This is a genomic window from Pseudomonas sp. C7.1 (assembly GCF_056312395.1).
Genome location: NZ_JBWDTL010000003.1, coordinates 2436714 through 2459345, shown reverse-complemented (window position 1 = coordinate 2459345; position 22632 = coordinate 2436714). Strand labels below are relative to the sequence as shown.

At 60.1% G+C, this 22632-nt stretch carries 25 protein-coding genes; 17 read left to right on the top strand and 8 right to left on the bottom strand.

Annotation, left to right across the window (positions count from 1 at the left end):
• Positions 1-15: 15 nt before the first annotated feature.
• From fghA to rpoS, 8 genes are all read left to right on the top strand, one after another.
• Entirely contained in the window at positions 16-858 is an 843-nt protein-coding gene (fghA, locus tag AC0T4W_RS15035; RefSeq protein ID WP_476320231.1) for an S-formylglutathione hydrolase, read from the top strand.
• Positions 859-987: 129 nt separating this feature from the next.
• Complete coding sequence (ispF, locus tag AC0T4W_RS15030) at positions 988-1461, top strand: 2-C-methyl-D-erythritol 2,4-cyclodiphosphate synthase (protein ID WP_476320229.1); 474 nt, start codon at positions 988-990, stop codon at positions 1459-1461.
• A complete protein-coding gene (truD, locus tag AC0T4W_RS15025; RefSeq protein ID WP_476320226.1) occupies positions 1458-2516 on the top strand; it encodes a tRNA pseudouridine(13) synthase TruD in 1059 nt (352 codons plus the stop codon). The genes ispF and truD overlap by 4 nt, the downstream gene beginning before the upstream one ends.
• On the top strand, positions 2504-3253 hold the full coding sequence (gene surE / locus AC0T4W_RS15020; protein ID WP_476320223.1) for a 5'/3'-nucleotidase SurE: 750 nt from the start codon (positions 2504-2506) through the stop codon (positions 3251-3253). Before truD ends, surE begins: the two co-directional genes overlap by 13 nt.
• A gap of 41 nt (positions 3254-3294) precedes the next feature.
• Positions 3295-3930 (top strand): protein-L-isoaspartate(D-aspartate) O-methyltransferase, encoded by a 636-nt coding sequence (locus AC0T4W_RS15015; RefSeq protein WP_476323696.1) that lies wholly within the window; start codon positions 3295-3297, stop codon positions 3928-3930.
• Positions 3931-3954: 24 nt separating this feature from the next.
• Complete coding sequence (locus AC0T4W_RS15010) at positions 3955-4893, top strand: polyprenyl-phosphate transporter (RefSeq protein WP_476320221.1); 939 nt, start codon at positions 3955-3957, stop codon at positions 4891-4893.
• A gap of 77 nt (positions 4894-4970) precedes the next feature.
• Positions 4971-5801, top strand: coding sequence for a peptidoglycan DD-metalloendopeptidase family protein (locus AC0T4W_RS15005; protein WP_476323693.1), 831 nt, complete (start codon positions 4971-4973; stop codon positions 5799-5801).
• Positions 5802-5905: 104 nt separating this feature from the next.
• On the top strand, positions 5906-6916 hold the full coding sequence (gene rpoS, locus AC0T4W_RS15000; protein ID WP_476320218.1) for an RNA polymerase sigma factor RpoS: 1011 nt from the start codon (positions 5906-5908) through the stop codon (positions 6914-6916).
• A gap of 635 nt (positions 6917-7551) precedes the next feature.
• Here rpoS and AC0T4W_RS14995 read toward each other — a convergent pair.
• On the bottom strand, positions 7552-9261 hold the full coding sequence (locus AC0T4W_RS14995) for an amidase (protein WP_476320215.1): 1710 nt from the start codon (positions 9259-9261) through the stop codon (positions 7552-7554).
• 86 nt (positions 9262-9347) lie between these two features.
• On the bottom strand, positions 9348-10052 hold the full coding sequence (locus tag AC0T4W_RS14990) for a glutathione S-transferase N-terminal domain-containing protein (protein ID WP_476320212.1): 705 nt from the start codon (positions 10050-10052) through the stop codon (positions 9348-9350).
• Positions 10053-10186: 134 nt separating this feature from the next.
• Here AC0T4W_RS14990 and AC0T4W_RS14985 point away from each other — a divergent pair, with 134 nt between their 5' ends.
• Together AC0T4W_RS14985 and AC0T4W_RS14980 are read left to right on the top strand one after the other, a co-directional pair.
• Positions 10187-10624 (top strand): HIT family protein, encoded by a 438-nt coding sequence (locus AC0T4W_RS14985; RefSeq protein ID WP_476320209.1) that lies wholly within the window; start codon positions 10187-10189, stop codon positions 10622-10624.
• Between the two features lie 127 nt (positions 10625-10751).
• Positions 10752-11177, top strand: a complete 426-nt coding sequence (locus AC0T4W_RS14980; protein ID WP_476323690.1) for a 3-isopropylmalate dehydratase — start codon at positions 10752-10754, stop codon at positions 11175-11177.
• 102 nt (positions 11178-11279) lie between these two features.
• On the opposite strand, the gene AC0T4W_RS14975 is transcribed toward AC0T4W_RS14980, so the two are convergent.
• Both AC0T4W_RS14975 and AC0T4W_RS14970 read right to left on the bottom strand, forming a co-directional pair.
• Positions 11280-12008 (bottom strand): substrate-binding periplasmic protein, encoded by a 729-nt coding sequence (locus tag AC0T4W_RS14975; protein WP_476320207.1) that lies wholly within the window; start codon positions 12006-12008, stop codon positions 11280-11282.
• 29 nt (positions 12009-12037) lie between these two features.
• On the bottom strand, positions 12038-12649 hold the full coding sequence (locus AC0T4W_RS14970) for a LysE family translocator (RefSeq protein ID WP_476320205.1): 612 nt from the start codon (positions 12647-12649) through the stop codon (positions 12038-12040).
• A gap of 620 nt (positions 12650-13269) precedes the next feature.
• Here AC0T4W_RS14970 and AC0T4W_RS14965 point away from each other — a divergent pair.
• Genes AC0T4W_RS14965 through AC0T4W_RS14955 form a run of 3 tightly spaced genes read left to right on the top strand, consistent with a single transcriptional unit; the run spans position 13270 to position 15241 of the window.
• On the top strand, positions 13270-14403 hold the full coding sequence (locus tag AC0T4W_RS14965) for a beta-ketoacyl-ACP synthase III (RefSeq protein WP_476323687.1): 1134 nt from the start codon (positions 13270-13272) through the stop codon (positions 14401-14403).
• Positions 14403-15014 carry an RNA polymerase sigma factor gene (locus AC0T4W_RS14960; protein ID WP_476320202.1) on the top strand — a complete coding sequence of 204 codons (612 nt, stop codon included), beginning with the start codon at positions 14403-14405 and terminating at the stop codon, positions 15012-15014. The genes AC0T4W_RS14965 and AC0T4W_RS14960 overlap by 1 nt, the downstream gene beginning before the upstream one ends.
• Positions 15008-15241: an anti-sigma factor family protein gene (locus AC0T4W_RS14955; RefSeq protein ID WP_476320200.1), complete on the top strand. Its 234-nt coding sequence runs from the start codon at positions 15008-15010 to the stop codon at positions 15239-15241. The genes AC0T4W_RS14960 and AC0T4W_RS14955 overlap by 7 nt, the downstream gene beginning before the upstream one ends.
• Before the next feature lie 33 nt (positions 15242-15274).
• Here the strand turns inward: AC0T4W_RS14955 and AC0T4W_RS14950 are convergent, their stop codons facing one another.
• Positions 15275-15808, bottom strand: coding sequence for a hypothetical protein (locus AC0T4W_RS14950; protein ID WP_476320198.1), 534 nt, complete (start codon positions 15806-15808; stop codon positions 15275-15277).
• Positions 15809-16042: 234 nt separating this feature from the next.
• On the opposite strand from AC0T4W_RS14950, the gene AC0T4W_RS14945 reads away from it, so the two are divergent.
• Both AC0T4W_RS14945 and AC0T4W_RS14940 read left to right on the top strand, forming a co-directional pair.
• Entirely contained in the window at positions 16043-16786 is a 744-nt protein-coding gene (locus AC0T4W_RS14945) for a Crp/Fnr family transcriptional regulator (RefSeq protein ID WP_476320196.1), read from the top strand.
• Positions 16787-16920: 134 nt separating this feature from the next.
• Entirely contained in the window at positions 16921-17625 is a 705-nt protein-coding gene (locus AC0T4W_RS14940; protein WP_476320194.1) for a Crp/Fnr family transcriptional regulator, read from the top strand.
• 57 nt (positions 17626-17682) lie between these two features.
• On the opposite strand, the gene AC0T4W_RS14935 is transcribed toward AC0T4W_RS14940, so the two are convergent.
• The 3 genes from AC0T4W_RS14935 to AC0T4W_RS14925 all read right to left on the bottom strand — a co-directional run bounded on the left by AC0T4W_RS14935 (position 17683) and on the right by AC0T4W_RS14925 (position 20192).
• Complete coding sequence (locus AC0T4W_RS14935; RefSeq protein WP_476320192.1) at positions 17683-19641, bottom strand: GGDEF/EAL domain-containing response regulator; 1959 nt, start codon at positions 19639-19641, stop codon at positions 17683-17685.
• Positions 19642-19672: 31 nt separating this feature from the next.
• Positions 19673-19798 carry a hypothetical protein gene (locus AC0T4W_RS14930; protein ID WP_476320190.1) on the bottom strand — a complete coding sequence of 42 codons (126 nt, stop codon included), beginning with the start codon at positions 19796-19798 and terminating at the stop codon, positions 19673-19675.
• Between the two features lie 94 nt (positions 19799-19892).
• Positions 19893-20192 (bottom strand): hypothetical protein, encoded by a 300-nt coding sequence (locus AC0T4W_RS14925; protein WP_476320188.1) that lies wholly within the window; start codon positions 20190-20192, stop codon positions 19893-19895.
• A gap of 455 nt (positions 20193-20647) precedes the next feature.
• Here AC0T4W_RS14925 and pgm point away from each other — a divergent pair, with 455 nt between their 5' ends.
• Positions 20648-22306 (top strand): phosphoglucomutase (alpha-D-glucose-1,6-bisphosphate-dependent), encoded by a 1659-nt coding sequence (pgm, locus tag AC0T4W_RS14920; protein ID WP_476320185.1) that lies wholly within the window; start codon positions 20648-20650, stop codon positions 22304-22306.
• 123 nt (positions 22307-22429) lie between these two features.
• A complete protein-coding gene (locus AC0T4W_RS14915) occupies positions 22430-22588 on the top strand; it encodes a DUF3309 family protein (protein ID WP_476320183.1) in 159 nt (52 codons plus the stop codon).
• The last annotated feature ends 44 nt before the right edge of the window (positions 22589-22632 follow it).

Below are 22632 nucleotides of genomic sequence, written 5' to 3'. Positions count from 1 at the left end.
CCCAATGGAGGCCCTATGACCTTGGAAAATATTTCCTGCCAGAAGAGTGCTGGTGGCTGGCATAAACGCTATCGCCATCGTTCGGCGGTGCTGGGCTGCGATATGGTGTTTGCCGTTTACCTGCCGCCGCAGGCCGAGCAGGGTGGCAAGCTGCCGGTGCTGTATTGGCTGAGCGGGCTGACCTGCACCGATGAGAACTTTATGCACAAGGCCGGCGCGCACAAGCTGGCGGCCGAGCTGGGGATGATTATTGTTGCGCCGGATACCAGCCCGCGTGGTCCTGAGGTGCCGGATGATCCAGATAAAGCCTGGGATTTCGGTCTGGGTGCTGGCTTCTACGTCAATGCCACTCAGGAGCCCTGGGCGCGGCATTACCGCATGTATGACTATGTGGTGCAGGAACTGCCGGCGTTGATCGAGGCGAATTTCCCGGTATCCGACAAGCGCGGCATCAGCGGCCATTCCATGGGTGGCCACGGTGCGCTGGTTTGTGCGCTGCGTAATCCGGGGCGCTACCAGTCACTGTCGGCGTTTGCGCCGATCAGCAACCCGAGCAATTGCCCCTGGGGTGAGAAGGCGTTCTCGCGTTACTTGGGTGATGAGCGTTCGCGCTGGCGCGAATGGGATGCCTGCGCTTTGCTTAGCGATGCCACGGAGAAGCTTCCGATTCTGGTCGACCAGGGTGATCGTGATGATTTCCTGGAAAACCAGCTCAAGCCGGATGCGCTCAAGGCGGCGGCCCAGGCTGCCGGCCACCCGTTGACCCTGCGCCTGCAGCCCGGCTACGACCACAGCTACTACTTTATCGCCAGCTTTATCGACGACCACCTGCGTCATCACGCCAAGGCGCTCATGTGATAAAAGCCTGTAGGAGCCAGCTTGCTGGCGATCAGCGCTCGGAGCAAAGCATCGCCAGCAAGAACTAGGCGTCCCCCCTGGCTCCACCATGTAGAATCATGCCCTGACTTTTTCAGGGCGTTGTTTCTTATGCGTATTGGCCACGGCTACGATGTGCACCGCTTCGGTGAGGGCGATTTCATCACCCTCGGCGGCGTGCAAATTCCCCATAAATTCGGCCTGCTGGCCCATTCCGATGGCGACGTGCTGTTGCATGCCCTGAGCGATGCCTTGCTCGGTGCGGCGGCGTTGGGTGATATCGGCAAACATTTTCCCGACACCGATCCAACCTTCAAGGGCGCGGACAGCCGCATGCTGCTGCGCCATGTGCTCGGCCTGATTCATGCCAAGGGCTGGCAGGTGGGCAATGTCGACGCCACCATCGTCGCTCAGGCGCCGAAGATGGCCCCGCATATCGACACCATGCGTGCGCGGATTGCCGAAGACCTGCAGGTGAGACTGGATCAGGTCAACGTCAAGGCCACCACTACCGAAAAACTCGGCTTTACCGGTCGTGAAGAAGGTATCGCCGTGCATGCCGTCGCGCTGTTGGTCGCCCGATGAACGAACTCGAATTGCTGGGGCCGCGCGCCTATGGCGAGCCCTGCGGTACGGCGGTGCTTAAGGCCGTGGCGGAAGATTTTCAGGTCGATGAAGTGCTGGATATTCCGCTGGCCGGCGAGGGCGAGCACCTCTGGCTGTGGGTGGAGAAGCGCGAGCTGAACACCGAAGAGGCGGCCAAGCGTATCGCCCGCGCCGCTGGCGTGCCGCTGAAGATGATCAGCTACGCCGGCCTCAAGGACCGTCAGGCCCTGACCCGTCAGTGGTTCAGCTTGCATCTGCCGGGCAAGCTCGATCCCGACCTGAGCGCCGCAGTCGACGCCAGCCTGAGCATCCTCAAGCAGGTGCGGCATACCCGCAAATTGCAGCGCGGTGCCCATGCGGCCAACGGTTTTACCCTGCGCCTGACCCAGCTGGCGGCCTACCGTGAAGCACTGGAGCAACGCCTGACGCAGATCGCCGCCCAGGGCATTCCCAATTATTACGGCTTGCAGCGCTTCGGCTTCGAGGGCGGTAATGTCGCCCATGCGCGGCATTTTGCGGCGAACAAGAGCCTGCCGGAGAAACGCAATGTGCGCTCGCGGGTGCTCTCGGCGGCGCGCAGCTACCTGTTCAACCAAGTGCTGGCCGAGCGAGTCGCTGCCGGCACCTGGAACCAGGCATTGCTGGGGGATCTACTGGCCTTTACCGACAGCCGCAGCTTCTTTGTTGCCGGTGAGGCCGAATGCAACGATCCGCGCCTGGCGATTCTCGATCTACATCCGACGGGCCCGTTGTGGGGCGCTGGTGTTTCTGGCGCCGCGGGTGTGGCGCAAACGCTGGAACAGCAGATTGGTGCGCGCGAAAGTGCGCTGGTCGACTGGTTGGCAGAAGCGGACATGACGCACGAACGGCGTATCCTGCGCCTCCCCATTGGCGGCCTGTCGTGGCATTATCCCGAGCCTGACATTCTGCAACTGGAATTCGTCCTGCCGGCTGGATGCTTTGCCACCGTCTTGGTGCGTGAGCTCGTCGATCTGTTGCCTGCAGGGCAGACGGACAACCCATGCGTATTCTGATTTCCAATGATGACGGCGTTGCTGCGCCAGGCCTTGCTGCGCTGCATGCGGCGCTGGCCGACTATGCCGAGTGCACAGTGATTGCCCCCGATCAGGACAAGAGCGGCGCTAGCAGCTCGCTGACCCTCGACCGCCCCCTGCACCCGACCACGCTGCCCAATGGCTATATCAGCCTGAACGGTACGCCGACCGATTGCGTGCACCTGGGCCTCAATGGCCTGTTGCCGCAGGTGGCGGACCTGGTGGTGTCGGGCATTAACCTGGGTGCCAACCTGGGCGATGACGTGCTGTATTCCTGCACCGTAGCTGCGGCCCTTGAAGGGCGCTTCCTGGCCCGCCCGGCCTTTGCCTTTTCCCTGCTCTCACGTCTGCCGGACAACCTGGCGACCGCTGCTTATTTCGCCCGCAAGCTTGTGGAAGCCCATGAGCAGCTCGATCTGCCGCCGCGTACCGTACTTAACGTGAATATCCCCAATCTGCCGCTGGAGCATATCCGTGGCATCCAGCTGACCCGCCTGGGCCATCGCGCTCGCGCTGCAGCGCCGGTCAAGGTGGTCAACCCGCGCGGTAAAGAGGGTTACTGGATCTCGGTGGCTGGCGATGCCGAAGATGGCGGCCCTGGTACGGATTTTCATGCGGTGATGCAGGGTTATGTCTCGGTCACCCCGCTGCAGCTGGATCGCACCTTTGTCGACGGTTTCAACAGCCTGAAACCTTGGCTGGAGGGCCTGCTGTGATCCGCCGTGAACAGGACGAATTGCACCATCGCGGCATCGGCATGACTTCGCAGCGTACTCGCGAACGCTTGATTCAACGACTGTACGAAGAAGGGCTGTCCAACGCCCATGTGCTGGAAGCCATTCGCCGCACGCCGCGTCATCTGTTTGTCGATGAGGCCCTGGCCCATCGCGCCTACGAAGACACCGCGCTGCCGATTGGCAACAACCAGACCATCTCGCAGCCCTATATGGTCGCGCGCATGAGCGAGCTGCTGCTGGCGGCCGGCCCCTTAGATAAGGTGCTGGAGATCGGCACCGGTTCGGGCTACCAGACCGCGATTCTGGCGCAGTTGGTCGAGCGGGTATTCAGCGTCGAGCGAATCCAGAGCCTGCAGGAAAAAGCCAAGGAGCGTCTGACCCAGCTCAACCTGCGTAATGTGGTATTCCGCTGGGGCGACGGCTGGGAAGGCTGGAATGCCCTGGGCCCGTACAACGGCATTATCGTCACTGCTGCGGCGGCCAATGTACCGCAAGCCTTGCTGGATCAGTTGGCCCTGGGCGGGCGCCTGGTTATTCCGGTCGGCGCAGGCGATGTGCAGGAGCTGATGCTGATCGTCCGTGAAGAAGATGGCTTCTCCCGGCATGTGCTGGATGCAGTGCGCTTTGTGCCCTTGCTCAACGGGCCCTTGGCCTGATTTCGATTGTTTACGGATGAACCCATGAAGAAGTATTTCCTGCTCTACGCCAAAGGCATCGCCATGGGCGCTGCTGACGTGGTGCCCGGTGTGTCGGGTGGCACTGTGGCTTTTATCAGCGGTATCTATGATGAGCTGCTGCGTTCGATTGCCAGTGTGCCGGTGGCCCTGGGTCTATTCCTGCGCGGGCGTGTTGTTGAGGCCTGGAAGGCTGCCAATGCGACCTTTCTGCTGGTGTTGCTGCTGGGTGTCTTGACCAGCGTGCTCAGCCTCGCGCGGTTGATCACCTATCTGCTGGTCGAACAACCGATTCCGGTGTGGTCGTTCTTCTTCGGTCTGATTCTGGTTTCCACACATTTGGTGGTGCGCGAAATCCAGTGTTGGAACTGGACGCGGGTAGTCAGCCTGGTTCTGGGGGCGGCATTCGCCTACTGGATTACCGTGGCGTCGCCACTGCAGTTGGGACATGACCCGCTGAGCCTGTTCTTCGCCGGTGCCATCGCCATTTGCGCGATGATTCTGCCGGGTATTTCCGGCAGCTTTATTCTGGTGCTGCTGGGCCTGTACAGCTTCGTGCTGACGGCGGTGAAGGGCCTGGACATTACGGTGCTGCTGATTTTTGCCAGCGGATGTCTGGTGGGGATTGTCAGTTTTGCCGGGATTCTGCGCTGGCTGTTGGCGCGTTGGCGTGACCTGACCCTCGCGTTTCTCACCGGGCTGATGATCGGTTCGCTGAACAAGATCTGGCCATGGAAGGAGACCCTGACCTGGCTTACCGACAGCCATGGCAAGCAGGTACCGTTGCTGCAAGCCAATCTCTGGCCCGCGCAGTTCGCCGAAATCAGCGGCCAGGACCCGCAGTTGCTGCTGGCAATTGCCCTGGCGATTGCCGGCATCCTGCTGGTGTTGGGCCTGGAATGGCTGGCCGGGCGTAATCCGCAAAGCGCTGGTGATAACCCATAATTGCGGCACAATGCACGCCAGTTAGATGTAAGCCGTTTTGCCCAAGGGAGATGCAGGTGAGTTTCACAGCCATTCAATTGCCGATTCGCGCCAGCAGTGCTCGTACCCTGTTGAGTGGCCTTATCCTCGGTGCGCTGCTTAGCGCCTGCGCGAGCCCACCACCGGGTGGCGTCAAGGTGGTTGACCGGACCCATGGTGGTAGCCAGGCATCGCAGCGCCAGCCAGTCAGCAGTGGGCAGTATCAGGTGCAACGGGGCGATACGCTGTACTCGATTGCTTTTCGCTTCGGCTGGGACTGGAAAGCGCTGGCGGCACGTAATGGCATTGCACCGCCTTATCTAATTCGGGTTGGCCAGATCATTCGCTTTGATGGGCAGTCTGCCAGTCGCCCGTCTGTAGTGGCGACTGCGCCAGTAGTGGTCAAGCCGTCTGGTCGACCGAGCACACCCATTCAGACCCGGCCGGTGCAAACCCAGCGGCCAACACCAGTAAAAACCACCCCCAGCGTCACCGCGCTACCGCCCACGCAGCGTTCTGCATCGGGCTGGTTGTGGCCGTCTAATGGGACTGTTATCGGGCGTTTTTCCTCAAACGGCAGTTTGAATAAAGGCATTGATATAGCCGGAGAATTGGGCCAGCCTGTTTTAGCTGCGTCTGATGGTTCAGTGGTCTACGCCGGGAGTGGTTTACGGGGCTACGGCGAATTAGTGATCATCAAACATAGCGATACCTACGTAAGCGCCTACGGTCACAACCGCAGGCTGTTGGTGCAGGAGGGGCAACGGGTCAAAGCCGGGCAGAGAATTGCCGAAATGGGTTCCACAGGAACCGACCGGGTGAAACTTCACTTTGAAGTACGCCGCCAAGGTAAACCTGTTGACCCGCTGCAATACCTGCCGCGACGTTGATCTTGCGCTAGCCTGTCTCCACCACGTGGGAGGGACAGGCTTTGGTGTAACCAGGGATTCGGTCGCCTAAAGCTTGCTGTCGAACTCAGCAAGGAAAAATAAAAATGGCTCTCAATAAAAAAGAAGCGCCGGGGTCTGACGTCGATGATGAAGTGCTCCTGATGGAGGCTGCTATTGTCCTTGACGATGATTCAGACGAAGAAGCGCAACCGCCACTTTCCCGCAGTAAAGCAAAAGCTTCCACCGCTAGCAGCAAACAGCACAAGTACATCGATTACACCCGCGCGCTCGACGCCACTCAGCTGTACCTCAACGAAATCGGTTTTTCCCCTCTACTAACCCCTGAAGAAGAAGTGTTCTTTGCGCGCTTAGCGCAGAAGGGCGACCCTGCGGGGCGCAAGCGCATGATTGAAAGCAACCTGCGCCTGGTGGTGAAGATTGCTCGCCGTTACGTCAATCGCGGCTTGTCCTTGTTGGACCTGATCGAAGAGGGCAACCTCGGCTTGATCCGCGCAGTAGAGAAGTTCGACCCCGAGCGTGGGTTCCGTTTCTCGACCTACGCCACCTGGTGGATCCGCCAGACCATTGAACGGGCGATCATGAATCAGACCCGTACCATTCGCTTACCTATTCATGTGGTCAAAGAGCTCAACGTCTACCTGCGTGCTGCTCGCGAATTGACCCAGAAGCTCGACCACGAGCCTTCTGCAGAAGAAATTGCCAACCTGCTGGAAAAACCGGTGGGCGAAGTCAAACGCATGCTCGGCCTGAATGAGCGGGTTTCCTCGGTGGATGTCTCATTGGGCCAGGATTCGGACAAAACCCTGCTCGATACCCTGACCGATGATCGCCCCACCGACCCCTGCGAGTTGCTGCAGGATGATGACCTCTCGCAAAGCATTGATCAGTGGCTGTCTGAACTGACCGACAAGCAGCGTGAGGTGGTGATTCGCCGCTTCGGTCTGCGAGGCCATGAGAGCTGCACCCTGGAAGAAGTTGGCCAGGAGATCGGTCTGACCCGTGAGCGCGTTCGGCAGATTCAGGTTGAAGCGCTTAAGCGTCTGCGGGAAATTCTGGAGAAGAATGGCCTGTCGAGTGATTCACTGTTCCAGTGAGCTTGATGCGTTAACACGGAACCCGGCCTTGGCTGGGTTTTTTGTTTTGGGGGCCAGAGGCGGTTACTTCTTTAAGGTGCATCTGCATAACGTCGGAAACCACTCTTAGCGAGTTTTGCGAGTGCTTATGTAAGCTATTGCTTACAGGCTGCGTAAGCCATTGGTGCGCAAAGCGACCAGGAAAAGGTTCTTAATTTTTTAAATTACTGATTTAAAAGATATTTGAGTCTTCAAATATAGTGTGAGCTTCAAGTGGGTGGCATTTTCGGCGCTTGTTAGGAAAGCGTAAATCGCTAGTATTACACCTGTGCTCAGGGACAAGCACAGGTTGTCAGGAAGACAATCAGGACATCGCAAGATGCGATTCATCAAGATGATGAGCTGGGAAATACAGGGACTAGGGACAAAAGAGTGGGCGGCGCGAGCCGCCCCTTTTTTGTAAGCGTTCAGCCGTCCTACCCTTCTGTGAGGCCTACCGCTTTGGTGCGTCCAGTTTCGGTACTCCAGGCTTGCTGTTTCAGGCTGTTTTCAGCCAGTGACACGCTACTCCTTGCCATCCCGGTTCACACCGCGAGTCGTTGCCCTAATTTCATATAACAAAGCCGCTCACGTGAGCGGCTTTGTTGTTTCCGGCGTTAGCCGCGCGACAGCGGTGGCGTACGTGGCGGTACCAGGCGTTTCGAGCCGGTGGACTCGAACGCGGCGGCATAGCGCAGCAGGGCGGAGTCGTCGTAGGCGCGGCCGGCGAAGGTCAGGCCTGCGGGCATGCCGATGTCGGCCATCACGCCCATGGGCACGGTGACGGTGGGCACGCCTAGGTGGCGGATGGCCAGGTTGCCGTTGGCCACCCAAACGCCGTTGCTCCAGGCGATATCGGCAGACGCAGGATTGACGTCGGCATCTGCCGGGCCGACGTCGGCGACGGTGGGGAACAGCACGGCGTCGAGGCCCAGGCTGTCCATCCAGTCTTCCAGGTCGAGCTTGCGGGTGTGTTCCAGGCCGCGCAGGCCGTCGGGCAGGGTTTCGATCTGCTCCCAGGTCTTCAGGCCGCGCTTGGCCATATTGACGTATTCATCCATGCCGGCGGCCAGATCGCCTTCGCGGTTGGGCAGGGTGCCGGGGTCGTGGGGGAATATCTGGGGGCCGTCGACGTCCGCCAGTGTGTTCAGCGTGGGATCGCCGTTGGCGCGCAGGAAGTCGTCAAAGGCCCAGCCGCTCAGTTCCCACAACTCGTCATGGAGGAACTGCGGGGTGACGATGCCACGGTTGTACACGGTCGGCGCGCCGGGGCGATCGCCTTCGCAGTTGGACACCAGCGGAAAGTCGACTTCGATCACTTCGGCGCCGGCGGCTTCCAGCGTCTTGCGCGCGGCTTTCCACAGGTCGATCACCGAGGCGCGGGTGTGGATGCGTTGGCCGGTTGGGCCGCCTATGCCGGGGTTCTCGCTGGTGCCGGCCTCTTCATCCTTGTTGATAAACATGCGTGGCACGCCAAAGCGTTTGCCGGTCAGGGCATCGGCTTTGGCGGCAAGCTCTGCATAGGCGGCTGGGCGTACATCGGAGGCTTTAGGGATTGGCACCCAGGGCTGCAGGCGCCAGAGGTCGCCACGGGTGTCCGGGTCGTCGGCGACCACGATGTCGAGCACTTCGAGCAGATCGGCCATGGTCCGGGCGTAGGGCACCACCACGTCCATGGTCGGCGTCAGCGGCCAGTTGCCGCGCACCGAGATCACCCCGCGCGACGGCGTGTAGGCGCACAGACCATTGTTCGACGCCGGCCCGCGACCGCTCGACCAGGTTTCTTCGGCCAGGCCGAAAGCGGCAAAGCTGGCAGCCGTGGCGGTGCCAGTGCCGTTGGAGGAGCCGGAGGCGAAGGGCGCGGTGAGGTAGTCGGCGTTGTACGGGCTTTCCGCCCGGCCATACACGCCGCGCTGCATGCCGCCGTTGGCCATGGGCGGCATATTGGTTTTGCCCAGGCAGATGGCTCCGGCGCCGCGCAAGCGCTCGACGGTAAAGGCATCGCGATGGGCGACCAGGTCCTTGAACGCTGGGCTGCCGGACGCGGCGGTGAGGCCCTTGACCAGGTAGCTGTCCTTGGCGGTGTAGGGGATGCCGTCGAGCGGGCCGAGGGTTTCGCCACGGGCGCGGCGTGCATCGGAGGCTTGGGCTTCTTTAAGCGCATCGGGATTGCGCACGACCACGGCGTTGAGCTGGGTTGGCGTGTCGGCACCATCGTAGGCGTCGATGCGCGCAAGGTAGGCCTGCACCAGTTCGACCGCCGTGGTCTGGCCGGCGTCGAGCGCGGCGCGCAGCTGGGCAATGGAACGCTCGGTTACCTCGATCATGCTGTCACCGCAGTCTGTTGGATAAGGTTGTTCATATCGGTTCTCGTGGCGCTTTTTACGCGTTGAATGGGTTGCTGGCGACTATTTTAGCCGCGTACTGGTGTGGCCAGACCTTTGATCACGGCCGGCCGCTCGACAAAGGCTTGCAGCACTCGCTGCACATTGCTGAAACGCTCGAATTCCACCAACTCACCCGCCTCGTAGAAGCCCACCAGATTACGCACCCAGGGAAATACGGCGATGTCGGCGATGCTGTAGTCCTCACCCATGATCCAGCTACGGCCTTGCAGGCGTTGCTCGAGCACGCCGAGCAGGCGCTGGGATTCGGCGACGTAGCGGTCGCGTGGGCGTTTGTCCGGGTAGTCCTTGCCGGCGAATTTATGGAAGAAACCGAGCTGGCCGAACATTGGGCCGATGCCGCCCATCTGCCACATCAGCCACTGCAGGGCTTCGTAGCGTGTGGCAGCGTCTTGGGCTAATAGCTGGCCGGTCTTTTCCGCCAGGTAGATCAGAATCGCCCCGGACTCGAACAGCGCCAGCGGTTTGCCGCCTGGGCCGTTAGGGTCGAGGATGGCGGGGATTTTGTTGTTGGGGTTGAGCGAGAGGAATTCATCGCTGAGCTGGTCGTTGCTGTCGAAGCTGACCAAGTGCGCTTCGTAGGCCAGGCCGGTTTCTTCGAGCATGATCGAGGCCTTAACGCCGTTGGGCGTGGGCAGCGAATAGAGCTGCAGGCGCTCGGGGTGTTGGGCGGGCCATTTGTGGGTGATCGGGTAGGCGGAAAGGGCTGACATGAGCGCTCCGGGTTAGCTGGCGAAAGGCGCAGGATAGCGGTGATTGGCCATTTGGTCAGGTCGCAGATTTTTCCCCGCGTGCAGAAATCGGTATGGTTGGGGCCTTCTCAACCCCAGCGTACTGGAGAACCCCAATGAGCCTGCACGGCGAATACGACAACCAGAATATCTTTGCCCAGATCATTCGCGGCGAAGCCCCTTGCTACAAGCTGTACGAAGATGAGGATGTGCTGGCCTTCCTCGATGTGTTTCCGCAGTCCTACGGCCATACGCTGGTGATCCCCAAGCGCGCGGCGGCGCGCAATATTCTGGACATCGATGAAGGCAGCCTGAGCAAGGTGATGGCCGTGGTGCAGAAGCTTACAGGCGTCATCATCGCCGAGCTTGAGCCTGCCGGGGTGCAGGTGGCGCAGTTTAATGGCGCGCCGGCCGGGCAGACGGTGTTCCACATCCATATGCATATCGTGCCGCGCTACGTTGGCGAGACGCTCAGTGTGCACGCCGGTGGCAAGGCGACTCCGCAAGAGCTGGCAGCGCTGCAAGCGCGTCTACTCAAGCGCATCGCCGGCTGATCAATGCCTGCTCGCGGCGGTGCAGCAGGCTGTACTTGAGGCCGGCCACGTCAGGGGCAATACTCAAGCCGTTTTAGCCGTTTCCCTTTGTTGTTTTCTGCGCCCATGGAGGGCTTCCATGCGTCATATGCGATTGATGTGTGCCGTTTTACCGCTGTTGCTGTTGGCTGGCTGTTCGTCCTGGAAGCCTGCGCCAGAGGATGTAAAACCCGTGCCGGCTGACCGCTTGCTGGGCTACCAGGCACCGCTGGTGCAGGGTGGGCAGTTGCAGGTTAATCGCGACTTTGGTGGCATGGGCGGCGGCTGCTATGTGGCGGTGTTGGTCGACCGTAAGGTGGCCGCGCGTATCGGCGTGGGTGAGCAGGTGCGTTTTCAAGTGCCAGTCGGCACGCGGGTGTTGAGCATTGGCATCGACGAGATGGACGACACTCTGTGCGGCATGGGCCGTCTGCGCCGTGAGTTGGCCGTGAAGGTTCAGCCGGGCTCGCAACAGAACTTCCGCATCGTCAGCGATAACCGCAAGGGGTTCGACATCCTGCCGCTTAGTCAGTAACTCGCAGCACACCGGTGCCTGTCGCTGAGGCGCTGGTGTTCTCGCCCGCAACGCTTTTAGACTCTGATTGAGTGCCCGCAGGCGGTATCACCGACGTATGCTTCAGCGGTAACGCGAGAGCAACTCGTCAAATTCGCCAGCCTGTTTCATCTGCACCATGGCGCGTAGCAGGGCCATGGTCGGGACATCCGGGGCGTCGCGGACGATACAGGCGATTGGTTCGGCGGCCACTTCGCCGAGGTTGTAGAGTTTCTGGTCAGGCGCTTGGTGGCGGTTGAACCAGTGCAGCGAGAGTTCGTTGCTGATGGCGTAGCGGTAGCGCCGGGCACTCAGTTTGAGTAGCACCTGCTCTTGGGTGCGCGCGTCTTCGCGCTGGATCTGCTTGCTGGCAAACAGCGGCTCCAGGCGCTGATAGGTGAAACCGAGGACGGTGCCTAAGCGTCCACTGAGCAGCTGTTCGGCTTGTAGTTCCTCGGGATTAACGCCTACCAGCACATCGCGCTGGGTCATAAATGGCAGGCTCCAGATATAGCGATGGTGGCCGCTATTGGCCCAGTTCGGGCTGATGTAGCAGCGTACATCGATTTCGCCGTTATCCAGTGCGTGCTGTACCCGCAGGCGCGGTATCACCACCAGCTCGGCCCTGCGCCCGACTTTGGCGGCTAGGCGCTGTTGCAGATCGACCAGAATACCTTCCACAGCTTTGCCGTCTTCGATGCGCGCCATGGGCATGGCCCAGCTGTCGTTGATCGAGAAGCGCAGCGCCCGCTCAGCGGCGAATGGTGAGCCGCTCAGGGTGAGCAACAGCAGGGCAGGCAACAGATTGGGCACCAGGACAGATCCTTTGCGGTGTAGGCGGTTTAACGGGTTATCGGCAGGGCTGCGCCCATCAAGGCAAACAGCCCACCGCAGCAACGGTTGAAGCCTTTGCCGCTACGTTGCAGCCAGGGCCGAACGCGATGAGCCATACGCGCCAGTAGATATTCGACGCTGCCTTCGACCACGGCAAAGGTCAGCGCCATGATGGCGAACTGCAGCCAGAGGTCACCTCGCGGATCGAGAAACTGCGGCAGAAAGGCACCAAAAAACAGGATTACCTTGGGGTTGGATAACGCCGACAGCAAGCCTTGGCGAAATAGCTTGAAGCCGCTGCGCTCGACAGTTTTCTCGGCCATGGCCAGGTGCAGGGGCGGCGCTCGCCAGAGTTGAATGCCCAGCCAGATCAGGTAGGCACCGCCAAGCCACTTGAGGAGGGTCAACGCCTGCGCTGAGGCTTGCAGCAAAGTGCCGATACCGAGCATCGACAAGGCCATCAGCAGGGTAAAACCGAGCACCCCACCGCTAACGGTAAATAGGGTTTTACGATGGCCATACAAGGCGCCATGGCTGAGCGCGAGCAGGCCGTTGGGGCCTGGGGTCAGCGACAGGCCAAATACTGCTGTAAGAAAAATCAGCCAGGTATGCAGGGCCATAAGACAGGTATCCAGAAACGGGAGAGTGCAGGGCGGGGTCTGGGTGCCTCTGTTCTTTCATGCTGTGACTGGATAGTCAAGCTGCGGGTGCTGAGCGCTACCGGTCGAGGGGGCTTGCCGATGAGGCAGGGCCGGTGTTGTCAGCGTTTAGCTTCCTTGACGTTATCGTCGGAGGGATAAGATTGCTCAAGCGCCGGCTCGCAGGCCCTGGCGGGATGTGTCTTGCGCCACGTTGTGAGCATCTTTGCCTCAATAGCCGGCAGCTTGTTGCAGTTGGCCTGACGTGCTGAGCGGACGAAGCCCCCCTGGCTGTGGCACACTCCGCAGCACGTAACAGGACGTTTCATGGATCGAGTTTGCTGAGCCTGTCAGCCGTTTTTTTGCCCACGGCCTAGGAGCCTGTCGGACTTGACACTGTTCTACTGCGGAAAAGCCGGGCTCGGCCATTTTTGCTGCTCTTTCTCGTTAAATAGCTCGCTATTCGCCTCGAAAGACCAACAAAACTGACTCGATCCGGACTTTCCCTCGCTACGAACGGTCAAGCCCGACAGGCTCCTAACCTGCCCTGGGCGTATCGCATAACTGGCCGCTGCCTGCGGCGAAGAACAAGAGGAATGACTGTGCATAACGTCGTGATCAGTGGTACCGGCCTCTATACCCCGGCAAACAGTATTTCCAACGATGAGTTGGTCGAGTCGTTCAACACCTTTGTGCAGCTGTTTAATGCCGACAACGCCGCAGCCATCGCCAGCGGTGAAGTCGAAGCGCTGAGCGAGTCGAGCAGTGGTTTTATCGAAAAAGCCTCGGGCATCAAGAGCCGCTTTGTCATGGACAAGGCCGGCATCCTTGACCCCAAGCGCATGGCGCCGCGCCTGCCTGAGCGCAGCAATGAAGACTGGGGCATCCTCTGCGAAATGGCCGTAGGCGCCGCCAAAGAGGCTATGGCCCGCGCCGGCAAAACCGCCGCCGATATTGATGGGGTGATCGTCGCGTGCTCGAATTTGCAGCGCGCCTACCCGGCCGTGGCGATTGAAGTGCAGGCTGCGCTGGGCATTCAGGGGTTTGGTTACGATATGAACGTGGCTTGTTCTTCGGCCACCTTCGGCATCCAGGCTGCCGCCAACAGCGTGCAACTGGGCCAGGCTCGCGCGATTCTGATGGTCAACCCGGAAATCTGCACCGGCCACCTGAACTTCCGTGACCGCGACAGCCACTTTATTTTCGGTGACGCCGCCACTGCGGTAATCATCGAACGTGCTGACCAGGCCACTTCGAACTACCAGTTCGATATCGTCGGCACCAAGCTGATCACCCAGTTCAGCAACAACATCCGCAACAACTTCGGCTTCCTTAACCGCTGTGCGGATGAGGACGCCAAAGAGAGCAGCAGTGCGCGCGATAAGCTGTTCGTCCAGGAAGGTCGCAAGGTGTTCAAGGACGTCTGTCCGATGGTTGCCGAACTGATTGCCGCGCACCTGGCCGAGAACAAGCTGAACGTCGGCGATGTGAAGCGCTTCTGGCTGCACCAGGCCAACCTCAATATGAATCTGCTGATCGCCCGTAAGCTGCTGGGTCGCGACGCCGAACCAGGTGAGGCGCCGGTGATTCTCGACACCTACGCCAACACCAGCTCGGCCGGCTCGGTAATCGCCCTGCACAAATACCAAGAAGACCTGCCAAGCGGCGCCCTGGGCGTGCTCAGCTCGTTCGGTGCAGGGTATTCGATTGGTAGCGTGATTCTGCGTAAGCACTAATGGATTACCCGGCCGATCAGGCGCTGCTCACTCGTCTGCGTGCAGGCGAGCAGAAGGCCTACCGCGAGCTGGTCGCCACCTATCAGGGGGCGATGCGCGCGGTGGCCTTTGCCATTGTCGGCAGCCGTAATGCCGATGAAGTGGTGCAGGATGCCTGGCTGGCCGTGGTGCGTAGCCTGGATGGGTTTCAGGCGCGTTCCAGCCTGAAAACCTGGCTGCTGACCATCACGGCCAACACCGCGAAAACCCGCCTCAAGGGCAATCGCCGCGAAGTGCTGCTCGACGATATTCCCTCGCCCCATGGCAGTATTGGCGATGAGCGTTTCAGCGCTGATGGCCATTGGTTGCTGGCCCCGCATGCCTGGCATCACGACTCCCCGGAAGCATTGCTGACCGAGGATGAATTGCGTGAATGCCTGGAGAAAACCCTGGCCAGCCTCTCCGAGCAGCAGGGCAGTGTGTTGCACCTGCGTGAGCGCGAAGGGCTGGAGTTGGAGGACATCTGTAATCTGTTGCAAGTCTCGCTCTCCAATGTGCGGGTGCTGCTGCACCGCGCGCGGCTCAAGGTATTCGCCACCTTGGAGCATTTTGAGGAGACCGGCCAATGTTGAGCTGCAAGGAGTTGGTAGCCCACTCCAGCGAATTTCTTGATGGCCAACTGGGCCTGCGCAAACGCCTGTCGGTGCGCTTGCACCTGGCCATGTGTCAGCACTGCCGGCGGTTTATCCGGCAGATGCGCCTGAGCCAGGCGGTGCTACGCCAATTGCCACCCGGGCAGAACGCCGAATTGGATGCCTTGGCGGCCAAGCTGGCCGAGTTGCGCCGTAATCATTCCTGATCGCCAGGCCGTTAGCCTGGTTCATTTCTGGTTTTATTCGGCTTCTTGCGCGGCTTTCAGCGCTTCATAAGCCGGCGCGGCGTAGATGCCCACTTCCACCGCCAATTCCATCACCCGCGCCAGGTCAGTGCTGTACACCAGCACCGCTTGCAGCTCGTCATCCAGCGGTTCGCTGAAATCCAGCAGCACATAGCCCTGGGTTTGCGGTGACAGGCTGGAAAGTTGCACCTGGATGCGGTTTAGCGCTTTCAGTGGCTCGACTTTCACCAGTTGCTTGGGCTTGAGCACAAAGCTCACCTGCGGGCCAAACGACGCGGTGATTTGCTGGAACAGGGCGTCATAGCTGTCGGCTTGAAACAACACGGTTTCCGGCAGGCTGCCGGCCACCACCCATTCGCCCAGCGGGATCGGGAAGCTGTCGTCGTAATTGATATCCGGGTTGGCGGCGAGGAAGGCCTGTGGGTCGGCGTAGGCCTGCGCCGCTTCATCGGCGATGCGCGTGATTTCTTCAGCCAGCATGCAGCCCGAGCTTATTTTGCTGATCAGTTCTTCGAGCTGGGCGTTCATTTGGGTCATCCTGCGGCATAAAAAGGCTGCCAAGAATAGCCGGAAATGCTCGTCAACGCTGTATTGAGGCCTTTCGTGGGCGCGGCGCGTGGACGTTTTGGTGTTCTGCATGGTGCCATTTGTACGGTACCGTACAGACAAAAAAACAGATTAGATTATGCTGGCGCGCGAAATTAAGGCTCTGTAGCGAGCGCGAATTTATTGCCAGCAGGCCTAAGAGTACCGGAGACAGTGATGTCCATAGCCCCCAACCCCCGACAAAACCATCTGCTAGCCGCTCTGCCCAGTGAGGTGATTGAGCGCTTGTTGCCGCACCTCGAGCTGGTGGACATGCCGCTGGGTGTGGTGCTCTATGAGTCGGGCGACACCTTGCGCCATGTCTACTTTCCCACCGACTCCATCGTCTCCTTACTCTATGTGATGGAAAGCGGCGCATCGGCAGAGATTTCCGTAGTGGGTAATGACGGGTTGATTGGCGTGGCGCTGTTTATGGGCGGAGAAAGCACCACCAGCCGCGCCATTGTGCAAAGTGGCGGCAGCGCCTATCGGGTATCCGGTAAACGCTTCAAGGAAGAGTTCAACCGCCATGGCGAGATGCTGCACCTGATGTTGCGCTACAGCCAGGCGCTGATTACCCAGATGGCGCAGACGGCCGTGTGCAACCGCCACCACTCGATTGATCAGCAGCTGTGCCGCTGGCTGCTGCTATCGCTTGATCGGCTGTCGGGCAACCAGCTGGCCATGACCCAGGAGCTGATCGCCAATATGCTTGGCGTGCGCCGCGAGGGCGTTACCGAGGCGGCCGGCAAATTGCATCGTCAGGGTGTGATCGACTACAGCCGCGGGCTGATCACCGTGCTCGACCGCGACAAGCTTGAGAGCTTGTGCTGTGAGTGCTACGCCGTGGTCAAGCGTGAAACCGACCGTTTACTGCCTTATAAAGTGGGCATTCATAGCGCTGCTTTGTTGCGTGCGTAGTTAACAGGTTAATGCCCGTGCTTGAGTGCCGCAGCGCACAGAGCGCTGCCGCTTGCTGAGGCAAGCTGCAGCGGCGAGAGCGTCAAGCACAGCTGTCGCGCCATTCTTTGGCTAGCCGTGCTCGGGACAATTGAATGTCTGTTAAAGCACCGCTGCAAATTCTCAGCCGCCTGATCGAAGGGCTGCCGAGCAAACAACGCAAACGACTCCTCGAGGGCTGTGAACCGGTGGAACTGGTTTTTGGCAGCGTGTTACACGAGGCCAATCAACCAATTCGCCATGTGTACTTTCCCCTTAGCGGGTTTATCTCGTTGGTCGCCACCCTGGAAGGGCATCAGCCCCTGGAAATGGGTCTGATAGGCAACGAAGGCATGCTCGGTGCAACCCTCGCGCTGGGTATTGGTCTGGCGCCCATGCGCGCAGTGGTGCAGGGCTCCGGCAGTGCCTTGCGCATCAGTAGTCAGTTGTTCAAGCAGGAGCTGCTTAACAGCCCTGCGCTGTTGCGCGTGCTCAAGCGCTATCTGTATGTGGTGATGGCGCAGCTATCACAGAGCGCGGCCTGCACGCGCTTTCATGAGATAGAACCGCGCCTGGCGCGTTGGTTACTGATGACTCACGACCGTGCTCACGCCGATCATTTGCACCTGACCCATGAGTTTCTTGCCGACATGCTTGGCGTGCGCCGCAGTGGTGTATCGATGGCCGCTGCAGCATTGCAGGCGCGTGGCTTGATCAGCTACAGCCGTGGGCAGATCAATATCCTTGATCGCGCCGGGCTGGAGCGTGCGACCTGTGAGTGTTATGCCGCGCTACAGGCCGACTACCACGCGCAGTTCTAGCAGGCCGCTGAAAAACTACCCACGTTGCTGATACTGCGTTGAAAACAGCAGTAGGCCTCAGGAGCCGGTTGCCTGGTACGGTGTGTTGAGCTGCGAGCTGATGCCGAGGCGCAGTAGGTCGCCGAAGCTCCCCGCGCTGACCGGGTGGCTGAACAAAAAGCCCTGGCCTTCGGTGCAGTGAAGGTCGCGCAGGAAATCCAGCTGCGCGGTCTCCTCGATGCCTTCGGCGATCACTCGCTGTTGCAGGCTCTTGCCCATGGCGATCACGACGCTGACGATAATGCCGTTGCTGTTGTGAATGCCCTGAACAAGGGAGCGATCAATTTTCAGCACATCAATGGGGAATTGGCTGAGGTAACTGAGGCTTGAGTAACCGGTGCCGAAGCCGTCCACCGCCAGTTGCACGCCTAGGGCTTTGAGCTGCTGCAGGATCGTGGCGCTGGCCTGGGCGTCACGCATCAGCACGCTTTCGGTGATCTCCAGTTGCAGCTTGTTGGGGTGCAGGGTTGTGATTCTCAGGGCGCTTTCTACGCTGTCGACAAAATCCTTACGGCGAAACTCTATGGCCGAGATGTTCACGGCTATCGAGTCCAGCGTGTAACCACAGTTCTCCCAGCGCTTGGCCTGGACGCAGACTTGCAGCAGTACCCAGCGGCCCAGTGGCACGATCAGGCCGCACGCCTCGGCAACGGGAATAAAGCGTGCCGGCAGAAGCATGCCCCAGGCCGGATGCTGCCAGCGGATCAGGGCTTCGGCACTGGTGATCTGGCCGGTTTGCAGGTCGATCTTGGGCTGGTAATGGAGGGTAAATTCGTTGTTCTCCATGGCCGTGCGCAGGTGCGCTTCGATCAACTGGCGCTCCACTGCGTGAATATTCATCTCTCGGCGGAAAAACTGGTAGTTGTTGCGGCCTTCATCCTTGGCCAGATACATCGCCGTGTCGGCATTATTGATCAGGCTTTGCGCATCCGTGGCATCGTTGGGGTAGGTGCTGATACCGATACTGGCCGTGATGTGCAGCTGCTGTTGGGCAATGCTGTGGGGCACGGCCAGGGCGCTGAGGATTTTTTCGGCCGTACGTGCAGCATCTTCGGCTGACTGATTCTCGCTCAGCAGCACGACAAATTCGTCACCGCCCAGTCGGCTGACGGTATCGGAGTTGCGCACACAGTCGCTCAAACGCAGCGCCACTGCCTGCAGCAGCTGGTCGCCGATGCCGTGGCCGAGTGAGTCGTTGATGTGCTTAAAGTTATCCAGGTCGAGAAACAGCAAGGCCAGGCTGCTGCTGCTGCTACTGCGTTCGGCCAGGGCAATCGCCTGGTTGATCCGGTCATTGAGCAGGGCGCGGTTGGGCAGGTTGGTCAGGGTATCGTGCTGCGCCAGATGGGTCATTTTCTCAGTCATCGCGTGGGTGGCGGTCATGTCGTGGAAGACCATTACCGCGCCTTTGAGGCGTTCTGCCGAGTCGTGAATCGGTGCGGCGGAGTCCTCGATAGCGGCTTCGCTGCCATCGCGGCGGACCAGTATCGTGCCGGGGGCCAGCAGTTTGCGCTCATCGTGTTGCAGTACCTTGAGGATGGGGTTGGGCACTGTTTCGCGGGTTTTCTCGTTGATCAGGCGCATCACCTCCTCAATCGGCCGGCCTTGAGCGGCGTCAAGTTGCCAGCCGGTCATCTGCTCAGCGGCGTGATTGAGGTAGTCGACGTTACCCTGCAGGTCGGTGCTTATTACGGCGTCACTGATTGAGTTGAGGGTGAGTTCGGCCCGGGCTTTTTCGAAGAACAGGGTCTCTTCCACCGCTTTGCGCTGGATGATATTGCGCAGCGATTGCGGCACCAGGTAACTGCTGAAGTGGCCCTTGGACAGGCAGCCCTGGGCTCCGCGCTGGATGGTCTCCCAGGTTTGCTGTTCGTCTTCGAGTTCGTTGAGGATCATGATCGGAATGCTGGGGGCGACGGCGAATAAGCTGTCGAAGGAGTCCATGCCTTGGCTGTCTGGCAGGCTCAGATCGACCAAGATTGCGTCTATGTGCTCCTTTTGGTGCGCTTCAAGGCGCTGCAGGGCTAGTGACCCACTCGATCAAGAAGGGACCGTCTTGCGCCCTTTCCAGCACATCCTCCAGGGTGGCCGCATCGTCAGTATTGCTGGTTATGATCAGAATGCGATTAACCATGATGTCAGTCCTCTTTGCGCAACAGTGCGCAGGGCGTTGAGGCGCTGCGTTGCCAATATGGCGGTAAGCATCGTGGATAAGTAGTGGTCTTCACTTAAAAACGCAGCTTCGGCAAAGGCGGCTCATCGTCTTGCTCAGCCTTTGCCGGTGGGCTGATCCAGCGGCTGCTTGGCAGAGGAATGCTGTCGGCACGCCCAGGCTCTTCTGCTACGGGCCACAGCCCCGCGTTATATAGACTGTTGCGCTCTACGGGCTTGATAGTTGGCGCTTGTTGCTGCTCATGGTTGGGCGCTTCAGGCGCAAACACCTCGGCATAGGCGTTGCCGGTCAGCAGTGCTAGCAGGATCATGGCGCTGTTGCGGGCTATCGCGTGGGTGTATCTAAGCCTGTGCATGCTATTTCTCGACGCTGGTGAACGTTTACCAAGTGCCTTTTTTCCAACGCACAACGTTCTGCTGCGGCGATTTGCCCGCGTTAACGTCGACAGCTGCAACATGGTGACGGCCCATTAAAAGGCGGGTGATAGTGGTTATAAAGGCGCCGCGCGACCTGTGGCTAAACCTGGCCGTTTGGGCGTGGTTATGGGGTGACCCTGGGTCGGTATGCTCATAATCACCTCTTAGGTTCTGTACGAAAGTGGCTGTGCTTTGCTCGACGACTTTTCGTACAGAACCTTATAAATCCCATACGGGCGCAAGTACGCAGCGGTAGCCATAACTATATGGATTGTTCAGGCCTTGTCAGTGCGCTATCGAACTTAAGCGCGGCGGTTAAAGCCTGCGCGACTTAGCAGGTTGGGCTGCTAGACTGGCGCACTTTTCACCGCCCGATCATTTTCTGGAGCTCGAAGTGAACCCGCGTATTCACCCTCTGGCCGGTCAACCGGCGCCTGCTTCCCTGTTGACCGATATTTCTGCGCTGCTGGCAGCCTATTTTGAGCTGCAGCCGGACCCCAGCGTGGCCAGCCAGCGCGTGGCGTTTGGCACCTCCGGGCATCGCGGCAGCTCGCTGGCTTACAGCTTCAATCAGGCCCATGTGTTGGCGATTAGCCAGGCGATCTGTGATTACCGCCGCAGCCAGGGCATCAACGGCCCGCTGTTTATCGGCGCCGATACCCATGCGCTGTCGCAACCGGCGCTGGACAGCGCGATTGAAGTGCTGGCGGCCAATGGCGTGCAGACCATGATTTCGGCAGGCGGTGAGTTCACCCCGACGCCGGCGATCAGTCAGGCCATTCTGGTGCACAACCAGGGCCGCAGTTCGGGGCTTGCCGACGGCATCGTGATTACGCCCTCACACAATCCGCCAGACAGCGGCGGCTTCAAGTACAACCCAAGCAATGGCGGCCCGGCCGACAGCGATATCACCACCTGGGTGCAGAACCGCGCCAATGCATTGCTCGAAGGCGGTTTGCGCGAGGTCAAGCGCATGCCCCTGGCGCAGGCGCGGCAGGCGGCCAATGTGCAGCAATACGATTACCTCAGCGCGTATGTGAATGATCTGGGTAATGTCATCGACTTTGCGCCGATTCGCGCCGCCGGCCTGCGTTTGGGTGTCGATCCGCTGGGCGGCGCCGGGGTGCATTACTGGGTGCGGATCGCCGAGCAGTACGGGCTGAATCTGGACGTGGTCAGTGAGATTATCGACCCGCAGTTCGCCTTTATGAGCCTGGACTGGGACGGGCAGATTCGCATGGACCCATCCTCCAGCCATGCCATGCAGCGCCTGATCGGTCTGAAAAACGGCTACGACATCGCTTTTGCCTGCGACACCGACTACGACCGCCACGGCATCGTCGCACCGAGCGTCGGCCTGCTGCCGGCCAACCACTTCCTCAGCGTTGCCATCGATTATCTGTTCCAGCACCGGCCGCAGTGGAGTGCCAGTGCGGCGGTGGGCAAAACTCTGGTCAGCAGCGCGATGATCGACCGTGTCGCTACGCGCCTGGGCCGGCCGCTGCAGGAGGTGCCGGTGGGCTTTAAGTGGTTTGCCGGCGGCCTGTTCGATGGCTCGTTGGGTTTTGGCGGCGAAGAAAGCGCCGGGGCGACCTTCCTGCGCCGCGATGGTCAGGTCTGGACCACCGACAAGGACGGCATCGCCTTGGCCTTGCTGGCCGCAGAAATGAGCGCAGTGAGCGGGCGTGACCCTGGTGAGTTGTATCAGGGCCTGAGCGATGAGTTTGGCGCGATCCATGCCGACCGCGTCGACGCGCCAGCCACACCTGCGCAGAAGAAAGCCCTGGGCAAGCTTTCGCCGGCGCAAATCAGCAGCCGTGAGCTGGCTGGCGACGCCATCACCCAGGTGCTCGACAAGGCGCCGGGCAATGGCGCGGCGATTGGCGGCATCAAGGTAATCAGCGAAGGTGGCTGGTTTGCCGCGCGGCCATCGGGCACCGAGGACATCTACAAGATCTACGCCGAGAGCTTCCGCGATGCAGCGCACCTGCAGCGCATCTTTAGTGAGGCGCAGCAGATCGTCGATGGCGCGCTGGCAGCGCAAGAAGCGTGAGCATCGTCGGTGCGATAGCGCACCGACAGTTATGGCCGTGGCGTACAGGATGAACAAGCGCTTGGGTGCCATCTCGGCACCTGCTGTTCCGGCGTGTTGCAGTGACTCATCAAGGAGAACGTCATGAGCCTGGGTACCATTCTATTGATCGTGCTGGTGCTGTTGTTGATCGGCGCTATACCGGCTTGGCCACATAGCCGCAGCTGGGGCTATGGGCCTACGGGCGGCTTGGGCGTAGTGGTGATTGTGCTGCTGGTGCTGCTGTTGATGGGCCGAATTTAAAGGCTCTATTCCAAGGCTGTGTTGCAGGCCGCTTTTGTAGGGTG

What these genes read in the sequence shown, in the direction of transcription:
- fghA (WP_476320231.1), top strand. Translation starts at nt 16, where the DNA reads ATGACCTTGGAAAATATTTCCTGCCAGAAGAGTGCTGGTGGCTGGCAT.
- ispF (WP_476320229.1), top strand. Translation starts at nt 988, where the DNA reads ATGCGTATTGGCCACGGCTACGATGTGCACCGCTTCGGTGAGGGCGAT.
- truD (WP_476320226.1), top strand. Translation starts at nt 1,458, where the DNA reads ATGAACGAACTCGAATTGCTGGGGCCGCGCGCCTATGGCGAGCCCTGC.
- surE (WP_476320223.1), top strand. Translation starts at nt 2,504, where the DNA reads ATGCGTATTCTGATTTCCAATGATGACGGCGTTGCTGCGCCAGGCCTT.
- AC0T4W_RS15015 (WP_476323696.1), top strand. Translation starts at nt 3,295, where the DNA reads ATGACTTCGCAGCGTACTCGCGAACGCTTGATTCAACGACTGTACGAA.
- AC0T4W_RS15010 (WP_476320221.1), top strand. Translation starts at nt 3,955, where the DNA reads ATGAAGAAGTATTTCCTGCTCTACGCCAAAGGCATCGCCATGGGCGCT.
- rpoS (WP_476320218.1), top strand. Translation starts at nt 5,906, where the DNA reads ATGGCTCTCAATAAAAAAGAAGCGCCGGGGTCTGACGTCGATGATGAA.
- AC0T4W_RS14995 (WP_476320215.1), bottom strand. Translation starts at nt 9,261, where the DNA reads ATGATCGAGGTAACCGAGCGTTCCATTGCCCAGCTGCGCGCCGCGCTC.
- AC0T4W_RS14990 (WP_476320212.1), bottom strand. Translation starts at nt 10,052, where the DNA reads ATGTCAGCCCTTTCCGCCTACCCGATCACCCACAAATGGCCCGCCCAA.
- AC0T4W_RS14985 (WP_476320209.1), top strand. Translation starts at nt 10,187, where the DNA reads ATGAGCCTGCACGGCGAATACGACAACCAGAATATCTTTGCCCAGATC.
- AC0T4W_RS14980 (WP_476323690.1), top strand. Translation starts at nt 10,752, where the DNA reads ATGCGATTGATGTGTGCCGTTTTACCGCTGTTGCTGTTGGCTGGCTGT.
- AC0T4W_RS14970 (WP_476320205.1), bottom strand. Translation starts at nt 12,649, where the DNA reads ATGGCCCTGCATACCTGGCTGATTTTTCTTACAGCAGTATTTGGCCTG.
- AC0T4W_RS14960 (WP_476320202.1), top strand. Translation starts at nt 14,403, where the DNA reads ATGGATTACCCGGCCGATCAGGCGCTGCTCACTCGTCTGCGTGCAGGC.
- AC0T4W_RS14955 (WP_476320200.1), top strand. Translation starts at nt 15,008, where the DNA reads ATGTTGAGCTGCAAGGAGTTGGTAGCCCACTCCAGCGAATTTCTTGAT.
- AC0T4W_RS14950 (WP_476320198.1), bottom strand. Translation starts at nt 15,808, where the DNA reads ATGAACGCCCAGCTCGAAGAACTGATCAGCAAAATAAGCTCGGGCTGC.
- AC0T4W_RS14945 (WP_476320196.1), top strand. Translation starts at nt 16,043, where the DNA reads ATGTCCATAGCCCCCAACCCCCGACAAAACCATCTGCTAGCCGCTCTG.
- AC0T4W_RS14940 (WP_476320194.1), top strand. Translation starts at nt 16,921, where the DNA reads ATGTCTGTTAAAGCACCGCTGCAAATTCTCAGCCGCCTGATCGAAGGG.
- AC0T4W_RS14930 (WP_476320190.1), bottom strand. Translation starts at nt 19,798, where the DNA reads ATGGTTAATCGCATTCTGATCATAACCAGCAATACTGACGATGCGGCC.
- AC0T4W_RS14925 (WP_476320188.1), bottom strand. Translation starts at nt 20,192, where the DNA reads ATGCACAGGCTTAGATACACCCACGCGATAGCCCGCAACAGCGCCATG.
- AC0T4W_RS14915 (WP_476320183.1), top strand. Translation starts at nt 22,430, where the DNA reads ATGAGCCTGGGTACCATTCTATTGATCGTGCTGGTGCTGTTGTTGATC.